Source organism: Mycobacterium pseudoshottsii JCM 15466, from assembly GCF_003584745.1.
GTDB lineage: Bacteria > Actinomycetota > Actinomycetes > Mycobacteriales > Mycobacteriaceae > Mycobacterium > Mycobacterium marinum.
In genome coordinates, this window is record NZ_AP018410.1 from 5,717,288 (window position 1) to 5,729,910 (window position 12,623).

Here is a 12,623-nt window from a genome sequence, read left to right on the forward strand (position 1 = left end):
TCAGCTCTTTCCTGCCTCGGCGGTTGGGGCGAAGAACCGGCGGTGCCACACCCGCGCCGCCTGCTCGGCGGGCCCGGCCAGCAATACCGAGGCCAGTTCGGCCGGCCACAGCCAGGGCGGCTCGTTGGTGCGAGGCCGTTCGACGATCGCTTTCGCCACAGCGTCGGCGGCCTGATCGGGCTCGAGGCCGGGAAGCCGGCCCAGCATCGGCGTCGGTTCGATCATCCGGGTACGGACCAGGGCGAAGTAGACGGACGTCACGTCCACACCGTCGCCGTGTAGCTCCGGCGCCACGCTGCGCAGCCAGCGATCGAACGCCCCTTTGGAGGCCTGATAGGCGCCCCATTGCGGGCCCGGGACCAGGCGTACGCCGACACTGGAAACGTTCACCACATGGCCTCGGCCGCTCTCACGCATCGCCGGCAGCAATCCGAGCAACAGCCAAATCGGACCCAGGTAGTTGATGTCGATGGTGCGCTGGAAATCGTGCGGACGGTCGTATTGGTCATGCAGCGACCGGCGCAACGACTTGCCCGCGTTGCTGACCACGATGTCCAGCGGTCCGTGATTCTGATTGACTTGCTTGGTCAGTACTCCGACGGCAGCCTCGTCGGTGAGATCGGTCGGGTAGGCGACCGCCGCTCCACCGCCCGCGGCGATGGCCGACACGAGGTCCTCAAGGCGCTCCGCTGATCGCGCCACCATCAGCACGGTGGCTCCGGCGGCGGCCAGTTTCCGCGCGGTTGCCTCGCCGATCCCGTAGGACGCACCGGTAACCAACGCGGTCTTGCCCGTAACTGCGCCGCGTAGCCGGTCGGGATCGGCCAGCGTCGCCGGGTTCGCCAGTCCGTTGCTGGCTCGTTCGAAGGCCTTCGCTAAGGCCTGCGTCGCCAGATTCATAGGAGCGGTTCCCCCGTTGCGGACTACTGTTTTGCCTATTGTGACCCATGGTCACTCTGGCATTTGCGGGTCCGGGGTGTGGGGGTTTGGCGACATCCGAGTCCCCGCCAGCGACCCGTGGCCGCGCCACCGCGGCCACAATCAGCTCAGCCGCCCAGATTCGGGCAGGTCAGCCCGTTGCGGGCCGATCAGCCCGTCCATATCGTCGGTAAAACTTCTCGACGCGTCCCGCGGTATCGAGCGTGCGGCGGGTACCGGTCCAGAACGGATGCGAATCGGCGGACACCTCCACGACCACCAACGGGTAGGTGTGCACCTCCGAGGGGGTCTTCCAGTCAATGCTGCGAGAGCTGGTCAAGGTGGATCGCGTGAGAAAGCGGGTGCCGGTGGTCGCGTCCTCGAAGACCACCGGGTGGTAGTCGGGGTGAGTGTCGGATTTCATTCCAGTTCTCCTTTGTTGAGGTGCCCGGAGAACTGCCCGGATTCATCCGGCGTCTCGTGGCACGGGTCTTCATGCCAGTCGCCGAACGGGTCGTCGTAGGCCGGCCAATCCTGTGGCCGGGCCATCTCCCGGTCGGTGAGCAGCGCCCCGGTCAGCACCCGGGTGATCTCTGCCCGGTCGGCGCCGCAGGCCAGAACCGTCATCGCGGTGTGCCGGTCGCCGAAGCGGTATTCCCACATCAGCTCGGCAAACAGGCGTCGCTCCGGGTCGGCGTGGTCCACCTCGGCGGGTGACATCGCCGCCAGCCACTTGCCCGCCGAGGCGACCCGCAGGCCTCCACCCGCCGATTCGAGCCACATGACCTGATCGGGCCGATTGGCCAACCACAGGCGTCCACGGGTACGAATCACGCCATCGAGCAAGTGGTCGACGGCGTCATGCAGGCGCTCCGGCCGAAACGGGCGGCGGGCGTTGAACTCCACGATGCCGACCCCACCGTCGGTGCCCAACGGAGGCCGCCCGCCCAACAGCGAAGCGTGCGGATGGTCGCTGCGCCCCCTGCGTGAGTAGTCGTCGAGGTTGGCCAGCGCCAACTCGACCCGGTCGAGCCCGACGGTGATCCTCGCCCGCGGCGCCAGGCGCGGCAACACGGCCAGCGTGACCGGGTCGGGGCGGTTGAGCACCAGCACGTCGGCGAATTCGGCCTGACCAACTGTCACCTGAGCGAACGTCCGTCCGTCGGCTAGTTCCTCGTCGCCGAGAGACTGCGCCAGCCAGTTCGCCGAGTCCACACACGTCACCACCGCGCCGATCCGAACGTCGCGGCCGGCCGGAGCGTCCGGATAGCCGGGCCCGACCCGGACCCGCACGTGATTGATTGCCCGGCAGATGGGTTCGGGCTCCAGCCAGGGCGCCAGGTGCACCACGATCCGGTCCACGCCGTCTCGGCGGTGCAGCCTGCGCAGCAGAATCAGCAGATCGTTGCGAATGGTGCAGGAGACGCATCCATGCGCCAACTCCAGCGCCTCTTCGGCAGTGCTCAGTTCTCCGCGGCGAAAGGTGATGATGTTGCGCCTCACCACGTGCCCATCAAACCGATGCTCGACAACGACCGTTCCGGGCCGGCGCAGCAGTAGGCCGGTCACGTCGTCGGTATCGCCCTGCCCCGCCACCAGCACAACGGGAGTCCGCATCACCACTCCTTCCCGAGCTCTCCCGATCGTTATTGAAAACGATTTTCATTAAGACCGGACTCACGATACAGTGCGTCACACGGGGTTGTCGAAAATGATTTTCAATAAGCGTGCACTGAGGAGGCGCCCATGTCCGCACGATGCCAAGTCACCGGTCGCACGGTGAGTTTCGGCAATACGGTGTCGCATTCGCACCGCCGGAGCCGACGACGGTGGTCACCGAACATTCAGCTCAAGACCTATTACCTGCCGTCGGAGAACCGTCGCATCAAGCTGCGGGTCAGCGCCAAGGGCATCAAGGTCATCGACCGCGACGGCATCGAGGCCACGGTCGCGCGGCTCCGGCGGGCCGGTGAACAGATCTAATGGCGCGCAACGAGATTCGCCCGGCAGTCAAGCTTCGCTCCACCGCGGGAACCGGATACACCTACATCACCCGCAAGAACCGCCGCAACGACCCCGACCGGCTCATTCTGAGCAAGTACGACCCGGTGATTCGCAAGCACGTCCCATTCCGGGAGGAACGCTGAATGGCCAAGAAATCCAAGATCGTCAAGAACAACAAGCGCCGAGACATCGTCGCGCGCTACGCCCAGCGGCGCGCCGAACTCAAGCAGATCATCCAATCTCCCACCAGCAGCTACGAGCAGCGGCTCGACGCACAACGCGCCCTGAGCCGTCAGCCGCGTGACGCGAGTGCGGTACGGCTGCGCAATCGCGACGCCATCGACGGCCGTCCGCGCGGCCACCTGCGCAAGTTCGGATTGTCGCGGGTGCGAGTGCGCGAGTTGGCCCATGCGGGTCAGCTACCGGGTGTTCGCAAGGCGAGCTGGTAGCCACAGATGAAAAAGAAACCCAGACGCACTCGGCGCCCCATCGCAGCCCCGGCAACGCCCGCCAAGAAGAACCTGCTGGATTCGCTCGGGGTCAGCGAGGTCGACTACAAGGACATCTCGCGGTTGCGCACGTTCATCTCCGATCGCGGCAAGATCCGCTCTCGTCGGGTCACCGGTCTCACCGTGCAACAACAACGGCAGATCGCCACCGCGATCAAGAACGCCCGCGAAATGGCGCTGCTGCCGTATCCAGCCTCCCGGCCCCAGTAGGGCCGTCCTCGCGGCGGCCGTTATGTCGAGGCGGCGCGGCGGTGGAGCCTGCGCGGGTCAACCCCCGAGCGGGTCCACGCCTGCGCCGCCCATGGCAAGTAGATCAACCTGACCGGCAGCCGCCCCAGCACCGGATTCAGCCCTCGTATGAGGGCGGCGGAACGCTGAAATCGCCTCTCCTTCTTGGCGTTCCAATCGAGGTCACACACCTCGCGCATCTGCGGCGGCAGGGTTCCGACAATCACCAACCGGGCGTAGGCGTTCAGGGGCGCAGACAGGATCCTCCAGATCAGCGCAGGCAGCTTGCGGGGGCCAGGGATCCCTTTGCGTAGATAGCCGGTCCCGTAGAGCACGGTCTTGTGCGGGACGAACCGGTCGAGCATGCCGTCCCAGTAGGCCACGAACTCGTCATAGGTTTGCGGCTGACTTCGATCGCTGACGCCGTAAAGGCCGTACCAGATCTTGCTCTCCTCGAAGATCTGCTCCTTTTCCGCGCGGGACAGCCTCCGGATGAACGTGTCGGTGTTGTAGAGGATTTGGTCGACGAACGTGGCGTGGGCCCAGTAGAACAACTCCGGATTCAACGCGTGGTACCGAGAGCCATCACCGATGGTGCCCTTGATCGGCTTGTGAAAATCCCGCACCGTGCGACCCCACCCGTGGGGGTCCTCGGAATACACGGTCCGCATCAAGGGCGGTCCGGTGCGCTTGGCCCGGCCCAGGGTGTCGCTGAAGACCACCGAATGATCGAGGACTCCCTGACCGAGCTGTTCGATGCAGTTTTCGGTGCCGGCCGCGCGCTGGAATCCGAAGAGTTGAGTACGCACGTCTCCATAGAATTTCCAGATCAGCGAAGTCGGGCCCAGCCGCTGCGCGACGATCTCGTCGTCGACGGGCCGGTCGATCGGCATGGGTAGGGCCTCCCGGACACCGGTGTCGAAATCCACGCCCGCGGTCAGCTCCGTTGCCATCCACCCTCCTTGACGAATCCATGTGTCGTTAGTGAACCACTGATACAAGTTCGTCTCTTTGTGTCACCCTAGCCACCGCGGCGGGCGGCCGCAAATGAGCGGTGCCCCGCGTCAGGCTCCAGATCAGGGGCAGTGATCTGGGAAAACGCGGCATTCGGGGGAATCCGCAAGGCGGAGCCGATCTATCATGCAGTCAAAAATGGGCACCGAGACCAGCACCGACGGAGTCGAGTCGATCACCGATCTCGACCGCACCATCCTGGACACCGCACGCGCGGTTTTCGAGACCTACGGTGTCCGGCGGGCGAACATCGAAGACGTCGCCACCCGGGCCGGTGTCAGCCGCAGCACCATCTACCGACGCTTTCCCACCAAGGACGAGCTGTTCGAACGGGTCGTGCGGCGCGAGGCGGAGTTGTTCTTCGCCGCCCTGAACCAGGCCACCAACGGCCACAACCCGCGTGAGGCGGTGATCGAGGCGTTCACCCTCGGGGTCCGACTCATCCAGGATTCCCCGCTGTACTCGCGGATAGCCGAAAGCGAGCCGGAGCTATTCGGCATGTTTTCCCGCTCCCACGTCTTCCCGATCGGCCAATTCGCCGACGGCATCGCCCACACGCTGCGGCGCTGCGGCGCCGATGCTCCCGACGCCGACCTCGCCAACATCGCCGACATCCTGCTGCGTGTTGCCGTTGGCATCATCATGTTTCCCACCGAGCGTCTCGATACCTCGGATGACGCCGCGGTCCGCGAGTACGCCGCCCGCTATCTGATTCCGATCATTACGTTGTAGCCGTGTCGCAGGCGCCCCGAACTCCCCGGACTCGCTACGCCAGGTGCGGCGACCTGGACATCGCCTACCAGGTGATCGGGGATCATCCGATCGACCTGCTCGTCATACCGGGGGCCTCGATTCCGGTCGACACCATCGATTCCGAACCGTCGATGTACCGCTTTCACCGCCGTCTGGCGTCGTTTCCCGCCTGATCCGGTTCGACCATCGCGGCGTCGGCCTGTCATCGCGGGTTTCGTCGCCGGATGCGCTCGGCCCGAGGTTCTGGGCCGAGGATGCGATTGCGGTGATGGACGCGGCCGGATGCCAGCAAGCCACGATTCTTGCCTCCGGGTTCACCGCGACGACCGCCCTGGTGCTGGCCGCCGACTATCCCGAGCGGGTGCGCAGCCTGGTGCTCATCAACGCCTCCGCGCGGACACTGCATGCGCCCGACTACGAACTGGGCATCAGGTCCAACACCGCCGAACCATTCCTCACCCTCGGAACCGATCCCGACGCGGTCGAGCAGGGGTTCGACGTGCTGCGCATCATGGCGCCCAGCGTGGCCCATGACGACGCGTTCCGCGACTGGTGGGATCTGGCCGGAAACCGGGCGGCCTCGCCCAGCACGGCGCGCGCCTTCATCAACGCGGTTCAAGCCTCGGATGCGCGCGACTCGCTGCCCCACATCACCGCGCCGACGCTGATCCTGCATCGGGTGGGCACCAAGTTCGTTCCGGTCGAGCACGGCCGCTATCTGGCCGAGCACATTGCCGGGTCGCGCTTGGTCGAGCTTCCCGGTTCCGATTCCTTGTATTGGGTCGGCGACACCGCCGCGTTGCTCGACGAGGTCGAGGAGTTCATCACCGGCGTCCGGGGCGGCTTCGTCACCGAGCGGGTACTGACCACGGTCATGTTCACCGACATCGTCGGCTCGACCCAGCGCGCGGCCACCGTGGGTGACCTGCGCTGGCGCGACCTGCTCGATAACCACGACAACCTGGTCCGCCACGAGATCCAGCGGTACGGTGGGCGCGAGGTCAATACCGCGGGCGACGGGTTCGTCGCGAAGTTCAGCAGCCCGAGTGCGGCAATCAACTGCGCGGACACCGTCGTCGACGCCGTCGCGGTGCTCGGCATCGAGGTCCGGGTGGGGATTCATGCCGGCGAGGTCGAGGTGCGGGGGGCCGACGTCGCCGGCCTGGCCGTACACATCGGTGCCCGGGTCTGTGCGCTGGCCGGCTCCAGTGAGGTGCTGGTGTCCTCGACGGTGCGTGACATCGTCACCGGCTCGAGCCACAGATTCGCCGAGCGCGGCGAACACGAACTCAAGGGCGTGCCGGGCCGATGGCGGCTTTGTGCGCTGGTCCGGGAGCACCTCACGGGCCAGCGGTAGAGATCTGATCGGCAGCGGTTCGGGGACGGGCTTCGGGCTGGCGATCGACGCCAAAGGGCCGCGGGTCTGCTAGACGCGCGATGACTTGGGTGCGCCGACCACGCGGCTGACCCGTGAATGAATGGCCTGGTGCGCAAGCTCGCGCATCGTGGCGTCCACTCTGAGGACCTCGCTGAAGGCCGCGGCGTCCAGCGACCACAGCACTGAGGGCTGGCTCGCCCGCACCGTGGCCGCCCGCCGCCAGCCGCTGAGCAGAGCGATTTCGCCGAAGTGATCGCCGGCGACCAGCCGCAGCACCAGCTGGCCGTCGACAAACGCTTCGAGTTCACCGGATTCGACGACGTAGAAGTGTGAGGCCGGCTCCCCTTGACGGAACACGATGTCGCCGGACCGCAGCTCGATGCGACGGTACCCGCCGACCGAGAGCAACAGCAGCCTGCCGAGAGCCTGCAGCGGGACATCGATGTTCAGAAACGACTGCACGATGTCGCCCTGGTCGGTCAGCCCGAGATGCGGATGATCGCAGTCGATATCGGCGGCTTCCGCGCTGGCCGCGTAGAGCACCGCCGCCGCCAGCAACGCCATGGTCAGCGACATGGACTCGTCACCGCACATTGCCGAGCCGTCGAAGTTGACCGGAAATCCCGAGTTCAGCAATGTCGCATCGAGCTTGCCGTCGGCGATGCGCAGGTCGGCATGGCAGTTGGGATCCGGAATCGCAAGCCGGCGCAACGCGGCGCCCGAGAACTCGCGATCAGACGATGACGCCGACATCAACACCACGCCGGGGCGCAGTAGATCGTGCAACTCGGTGGGCACGCTGGTCGCTCCGGTGGCACCGATGATCACATCGTAGTCACCGATCGCCTGGGTCAGATCGATCGGGCCCGGGTGGCCCACGCGGGTGTCGTACACATCCACCCGCTCATGACGGGGACGCAGCTGGTCGGCCCGCGCGCTGCCGATCGCTCCCGCACCGGTGATCAGGATGGCGTCACCGCGGTCGAGGCCCTCGATGCGATCGAAGGCGCATCGTGTCACGTTGCCCGCGATTATCGGCGACTCGTAGAGGACCTTGGCCGACGAGCGGGCGATGTTGACGACGGGAAACCCGAGCGCGCAGTTGGCGATCTTGGCGTAGCCCGCCGACGTCTGCTCGATCCCGACGATGTTGGCCGTGCCGTCGAGTGCGGCACCAGCGGCGGCCAGCAACGAGCCACCGTCGTCGAGCAGCACGACTCGGCCGGCTCGGCCAGCCGCAAGCCGATCCCAGGATTGGGCGAAGAACCGTTCCACATGTCGCGTGTACTCGGTGTCGAAGGATTCGTGGGGCGCGTAGGCGGCGCTGAACTCATCGACGTGAACACCGTCGGCTCGCATGGCATCGGCGACTCCGAGATGAGTCGAGTAACGCTTGCCGATCACCGCGACGTTGCGGGGGTCGAGCCCGACCCGAAACAACGAGCGCAGCATCGCATGCGTCGTCTCCAGCAGATGCTGTGCGGCGATGACGACAACGCCGTCCAGGCTGCCACCCCGACGCGACACGATCGCGTCGACTAGCGGAAAAGTGGTGACCTGCGTCCCCTTTGGTAAGTTAGCACGCACTTTCGGCCCGCGACGGCGAATCCGGAGCACCGCCATGCCGGCACACACCCGACCGCGACGACTCCCGCCGGTAGTGCCCAGGGCGCCGATTACCGCAACAACCCGCCGGGTGGCCGGTGACGCCTTCGGCCGTTAGCAGGGACCGCTGGGCGTTCCGCGGGCGGGCGTGGTCTCCTGCGTGGGCGGCACCTGCGGGTAAGGCACCCGATACGGATTGGCCACCGCCGCTCCCCCCAAGGATCCCAATACCGCGTTGGGGACGCATTGGGGCAGCCTGGGCAGCGCGTTGAGCAGCGGAGGATCCAACTTGGGTCGCGATGGGTTCGGCGGGACAGCAAAGTTGAACGCCGAGGTCATATCCTCGGTGACACTGCGTCGCCAAGGGGTCAGGTTGGGCACCGGCACCCCGAACCGTGTCTCGATCAATCGCAACTGCGAGGTGTGGTCGAAGGTGTCGGAGACCACCAGCGGCCCACGGCTATAGGGCGAAATGACGATGCACGGCACGCGATAGCCCAGACCGATCGGCCCCCGGATGCCACCGGAGCCGGACACCGCGTCGATGTCGGGCACCGTGACGTATTCGCCCGGCGTTCCCGGCGGCGCCGTGGGCGGTGTGACGTGATCGAAGAACGAACCGCATTCGTCATAGCTGATGATCAACGCGGTCTTTTCCGGGTCTTTTCCCACACCGCGGGATTGGACAGCAAAGTCCGCAATATGTTCACAATCGCAACCGCACCGACGTTCACCGGCAGTGCCGGATGCTCGGATTGGATGATGTTGGGGACCACCCAGGAAACCTTCGGCAGCCTGTTGGCTTTCACGTCGAGAACGAAATCCTGAGGGTAGGTGGGGGCGATGCCGAATCGAGCGAGATTCGACCTTGGATCGGCGGTTTGCTTGAAAGCCTGAACCAGGCCGTTGTCGCTGATAGGCGAATTGATGTAGTGCCCGAAAAACTTGTTCTGGTACACCTTCCAACTAATGCCGGCATCCTCGAGATTCTCCGGCATGATGCGCCAGCTGAACGGCTGCAGCGGCAGGAAATTCGGCTCGTTCAGCAGCGGCCCACCGTTGGTACCGTCCGGGTCGATCCAGGCGCTCAACCAGTACAGGCGGTTGAGCGCGGTCCCGGTCAACATCGAGCAGTAGTAGTCATCGCAGATCGTGAAAGTGTCGGCCAGCATGTAGTGGATCGGGAGGTCCGCTCGGGTGTAGTAGCCCATGCAGGCCGGGATGTTGCCCTGGCGTATCTGCGAGTACTGCGACGGCAGCCAGGTGTCGTTGGCCCCGTTGTTCCAGGCGGTGTGCATCGCGACCCACCCCTCGACCCAGGGCTCCGGCGTTGTTGATTAGCAGGCTTGTGAGCTGGGGAATTGTGGATTGAGGAGGTCTAGGCGGCGGTTGGCGGTCAAAGCGGTGATCCGGCAGGCTTCGGCGATGTTGTCGGCGCCGTTGAGGCGGTGCAGATTGATCGCGGTGTTGCGTAGCGTTGCTAGGACCTGTGCGCCGTTTCCGGTATGTGCCCTTTGACGGTCTTCGTCGAAGGTGACGTCGCGTATCCAGTGCAGGCTGTTCTCGATTCCCCAGTGTTGACGCATCCAGGTCATGATCGCGGTAGGGCGGGCGTGCTCGAACGGCAGGCTGCAGATGGCATAGACCACCTCCACGCTGCGCTGGTCGGTGGCGGTGATCAAGCGTTCACGAGTGATCCGGATGATTTGTTTTGCGTAGGGGAAGCCGATTCCTCGTGCAGCGGTGATGATTTGCGGGGTGCGGGTCTCGACACGGCCGTGGCCGCGGGAGTCGTCGGTAGCGGCTGCGGGCACCTCGGCCCAGGGCAGCGCGGTGATACGCGCAAATATTTTGCTTGGTTGGACTTGACGATCATCAGGTAGTGCGACTTCAAGGTGGCGCAGATCAACTTCGCGGTGACGACCTGGGTATGCATCGCATCCACGGTGACCAGCCACCGCAAGCTACCCGGCAGCAGCGTGAGCAGGGCACGTACGCAGGGAATTTCATTGCTTTTCTCGGCGACAGCGAGTTGACCGAGCACCAATCGGGCACGGTGGGCGAACACCGACACGAGATGCGTGGCTGTCGCTTTGGCGCGTAAAGCACCACGCAGCATCTTGCCGTCCAACGCGATCGGCACCAATCCACTGGGGTCGCTGCTGGCCACGTGTGCAGTGAAGTAACTGCCCATCCTGGCGTTGAGGTCGGCGGGGTCTAGCCGAGACAAAACAGCGCGGAAGGTCTTCTCACTGGGCCTCCGGAACCGGACCCCTAATTGGGCCAACACATCATCGGGAGCGGTGGCCGCCCATGTGGCAAAACCAGCATAGCCGCGCATCCCCGCGGCAGTGGCCAGAACCGCGATCGCCAACAAAGCCATCAGCGAATACCTCCGACCGCGTGGGCCCCTCGGGTCTGGCACCGAGGCCAACACATCGAGAAACTCCGATCCGATGAGCTCGCTGCGCTCACCAGGACTCCAGCGGTCGAACACCTCTGGAACCGGCGACACACGCAATACTGAAACGGTAGGCACGGGCAACTCCAGACCAACGACGAACAGTAACCAACTCGATCGTTCTCCAGATAGCCCGTGCCTACACTCCGGCCCCAATAGCGCGGCACCAAAGATCATCAACCCAGCTCACAAGCCTGCTAATCAACAACGCCGGAGCCCTGGGGGTTACCCGGGTTCGCGATGTCTTCGATGCTGCGCCCGACACGTTTGAGTCATCTGACTGATCCCGCTAGGTCGGCTAGGTGCGACTCTTGGCATGTCTTCGCTATCAGGGGGGACCACGGGGGCAAGGAGCAGTAAATGGAAAATGCCCGGGCACCAGTGATGTTCATCCGTGGGCTTTGGCCGGCCGAGTCTGTGGCTCGACGAGGCTTCCCGCCTGCACCCCCTTCCCCGCCACCGGCGGACGACCCGACACATTCGGCCCCAGGGAGCGCCGTTCCCTAGTCGGTGCGGCGAGGGAACTGGCGGGTAGCACGCTTCACGCATCGCGTTCTGGTGGATGGCCGGTTGGCGCTACAGCTCGGAAACCCAGCTGTTGCTGCCAAAAGTGCCGTTGAAAAATAACTTTCAGTTGATCTCTCAGCGCTCAATACATGCTGAGGCTGTGTGGGCCTAGCGACATGCGATGCCAGGAGGCCGTGGATGTCGGTCGATACAACACACGTTGGCGAAGCACCTCGCGCTGGAATGGCCGTCTTGAGACGTGCTCAGCGTGAGTGTGAACCGTTCCTGCGGAATATAATTGGGTCGTTGGCCGAGCCGTTGGCCACGATGGCCGGATACCACTTCGGTTGGTGGGATGCCAACGGGCGCGACGCGGCAGGTACCTCGGGTAAGTCGCTGCGGGCCGCTCTTGCCTTCGGGGCGGCCCGGGCCTGCGGAGATGCTCGCGAAGCCGCCCCCGCGGCGGCAGCCGTGGAGCTGATTCACAACTTCACGCTGCTTCACGACGATGTGATGGACGGTGATTCGACCCGCAGGGGCAGGGCAACTGTATGGCGGGTATGGGGAGTGAATAACGCGATCCTGCTGGGAGATGCGCTACATGCCCTGGCGATCCGGACGCTTACCGACTCGCTTGGGCAGGGGGTGGCCGTGAACGCGATCACCCGTCTGGAGCAAACGTGCCTCGACCTGTGTGTGGGCCAGCACCAGGATTGCTCATTTGAGCGATGCACGACCGTAACAGTGCCGGATTACTTGCGGATGGCGGCCGGAAAGACCGCCGTGTTGATGGCGTGTGCGTGCGCATCGGGTGCGGTAAGCGCCCGCGCGGACGCGGCGACCGTAGCCGCGGTGGAACGGTTTGGTTACGAGCTCGGCCTGGCGTTTCAGATAGTGGACGATCTGATTGGCATCTGGGGGGGACCCTGCCCGGACCGGAAAGCCGGTCGGCAGTGATCTGGCCAGTCGCAAGGCGACCTTACCGATCGTTGTAGCGCTTAGCTCTGACTGCGAAGCGGCCCTCGAACTGGCAAGGCTGTACAGGTCCGACCACGCCATGACCCACCGTGAGGTTGTTCATGCTGCCGAACTCGTAGAGACCGCGGGCGGCAGGCAGGCCGCGCAGCACTTTGCCGATGAACGGATGCGCGCCGCGATCGCGGCGCTACCCGAATCAATGAGATGCAGTGAGCTCGTGGCATTGGCGCAGCTGGTGATCGATCGGGACAAGTGAGGTGTGTCGACG

Annotated in this window: 10 protein-coding genes and 4 pseudogenes; 7 read left to right on the forward strand and 7 right to left on the reverse strand. The window is 64.9% G+C overall.

Translation table 11 applies throughout. From position 1 onward, the window contains the following. From MPSD_RS26205 to mrf, 3 genes are all read right to left on the reverse strand, one after another. Positions 1 to 900 carry an SDR family NAD(P)-dependent oxidoreductase gene (locus tag MPSD_RS26205; protein WP_011742326.1) on the reverse strand — a complete coding sequence of 300 codons (900 nt, stop codon included), beginning with the start codon at positions 898 to 900 and terminating at the stop codon, positions 1 to 3. 169 nt (positions 901 to 1,069) lie between these two features. Continuing rightward, a complete protein-coding gene (locus tag MPSD_RS26210) occupies positions 1,070 to 1,342 on the reverse strand; it encodes a type B 50S ribosomal protein L31 (protein ID WP_020785689.1) in 273 nt (90 codons plus the stop codon). Continuing rightward, positions 1,339 to 2,535: a ribosome hibernation factor-recruiting GTPase MRF gene (mrf, locus tag MPSD_RS26215; RefSeq protein WP_036427089.1), complete on the reverse strand. Its 1,197-nt coding sequence runs from the start codon at positions 2,533 to 2,535 to the stop codon at positions 1,339 to 1,341. Before mrf ends, MPSD_RS26210 begins: the two co-directional genes overlap by 4 nt. A 129-nt stretch (positions 2,536 to 2,664) precedes the next feature. On the opposite strand from mrf, the gene rpmB reads away from it, so the two are divergent. From rpmB to rpsR, 4 genes are read left to right on the forward strand one after another with little or no spacing between them, the layout of a single operon-like run. Beyond that, a complete protein-coding gene (rpmB, locus tag MPSD_RS26220) occupies positions 2,665 to 2,901 on the forward strand; it encodes a 50S ribosomal protein L28 (protein ID WP_011742329.1) in 237 nt (78 codons plus the stop codon). Then, on the forward strand, positions 2,901 to 3,065 hold the full coding sequence (gene rpmG, locus MPSD_RS26225) for a 50S ribosomal protein L33 (RefSeq protein WP_011742330.1): 165 nt from the start codon (positions 2,901 to 2,903) through the stop codon (positions 3,063 to 3,065). Before rpmB ends, rpmG begins: the two co-directional genes overlap by 1 nt. Further along, positions 3,066 to 3,371 (forward strand): 30S ribosomal protein S14, encoded by a 306-nt coding sequence (gene rpsN, locus MPSD_RS26230; protein ID WP_011742331.1) that lies wholly within the window; start codon positions 3,066 to 3,068, stop codon positions 3,369 to 3,371. It begins immediately after the preceding gene. A 6-nt stretch (positions 3,372 to 3,377) separates the two neighbouring features. After that, entirely contained in the window at positions 3,378 to 3,641 is a 264-nt protein-coding gene (rpsR, locus tag MPSD_RS26235; RefSeq protein ID WP_011742332.1) for a 30S ribosomal protein S18, read from the forward strand. Positions 3,642 to 3,661: 20 nt separating this feature from the next. Here rpsR and MPSD_RS26240 read toward each other — a convergent pair whose 3' ends face one another. Next, positions 3,662 to 4,612 carry an oxygenase MpaB family protein gene (locus MPSD_RS26240; RefSeq protein WP_020785687.1) on the reverse strand — a complete coding sequence of 317 codons (951 nt, stop codon included), beginning with the start codon at positions 4,610 to 4,612 and terminating at the stop codon, positions 3,662 to 3,664. Between the two features lie 187 nt (positions 4,613 to 4,799). On the opposite strand from MPSD_RS26240, the gene MPSD_RS26245 reads away from it, so the two are divergent. Both MPSD_RS26245 and MPSD_RS26250 read left to right on the forward strand, forming a co-directional pair. Further along, a complete protein-coding gene (locus MPSD_RS26245) occupies positions 4,800 to 5,405 on the forward strand; it encodes a TetR/AcrR family transcriptional regulator (protein WP_020785686.1) in 606 nt (201 codons plus the stop codon). 2 nt (positions 5,406 to 5,407) lie between these two features. Continuing rightward, positions 5,408 to 6,783: pseudogene (locus MPSD_RS26250) on the forward strand (adenylate/guanylate cyclase domain-containing protein). 69 nt (positions 6,784 to 6,852) lie between these two features. On the opposite strand, the gene MPSD_RS26255 reads toward MPSD_RS26250, so the two are convergent. From MPSD_RS26255 to MPSD_RS26265, 3 genes and pseudogenes are all read right to left on the reverse strand, one after another. Then, positions 6,853 to 8,427, reverse strand: coding sequence for a cyclic nucleotide-binding domain-containing protein (locus MPSD_RS26255; RefSeq protein ID WP_086085758.1), 1,575 nt, complete (start codon positions 8,425 to 8,427; stop codon positions 6,853 to 6,855). Between the two features lie 96 nt (positions 8,428 to 8,523). Next, a pseudogene (locus tag MPSD_RS26260) lies at positions 8,524 to 9,716 on the reverse strand (phospholipase C); the annotation flags it as partial. 30 nt (positions 9,717 to 9,746) lie between these two features. After that, a pseudogene (locus MPSD_RS26265) lies at positions 9,747 to 10,948 on the reverse strand (ISAs1-like element IS2404/ISMul1 family transposase). A 627-nt stretch (positions 10,949 to 11,575) separates the two neighbouring features. On the opposite strand from MPSD_RS26265, the pseudogene idsB reads away from it, so the two are divergent. After that, a pseudogene (gene idsB / locus MPSD_RS26275) lies at positions 11,576 to 12,611 on the forward strand (geranylgeranyl diphosphate synthase IdsB). Positions 12,612 to 12,623: the final 12 nt, after the last annotated feature.

Excerpts from the sequence above, each read along its gene's own strand:
- MPSD_RS26255 (WP_086085758.1), bottom strand. The coding sequence starts at position 8,427 with ATGGCGGTGCTCCGGATTCGCCGTCGCGGGCCGAAAGTGCGTGCTAAC.
- rpmB (WP_011742329.1), top strand. The coding sequence starts at position 2,665 with ATGTCCGCACGATGCCAAGTCACCGGTCGCACGGTGAGTTTCGGCAAT.
- MPSD_RS26245 (WP_020785686.1), top strand. The coding sequence starts at position 4,800 with ATGCAGTCAAAAATGGGCACCGAGACCAGCACCGACGGAGTCGAGTCG.
- rpmG (WP_011742330.1), top strand. The coding sequence starts at position 2,901 with ATGGCGCGCAACGAGATTCGCCCGGCAGTCAAGCTTCGCTCCACCGCG.
- mrf (WP_036427089.1), bottom strand. The coding sequence starts at position 2,535 with ATGCGGACTCCCGTTGTGCTGGTGGCGGGGCAGGGCGATACCGACGAC.
- MPSD_RS26210 (WP_020785689.1), bottom strand. The coding sequence starts at position 1,342 with ATGAAATCCGACACTCACCCCGACTACCACCCGGTGGTCTTCGAGGAC.
- MPSD_RS26240 (WP_020785687.1), bottom strand. The coding sequence starts at position 4,612 with ATGGCAACGGAGCTGACCGCGGGCGTGGATTTCGACACCGGTGTCCGG.
- rpsR (WP_011742332.1), top strand. The coding sequence starts at position 3,378 with ATGAAAAAGAAACCCAGACGCACTCGGCGCCCCATCGCAGCCCCGGCA.
- rpsN (WP_011742331.1), top strand. The coding sequence starts at position 3,066 with ATGGCCAAGAAATCCAAGATCGTCAAGAACAACAAGCGCCGAGACATC.
- MPSD_RS26205 (WP_011742326.1), bottom strand. The coding sequence starts at position 900 with ATGAATCTGGCGACGCAGGCCTTAGCGAAGGCCTTCGAACGAGCCAGC.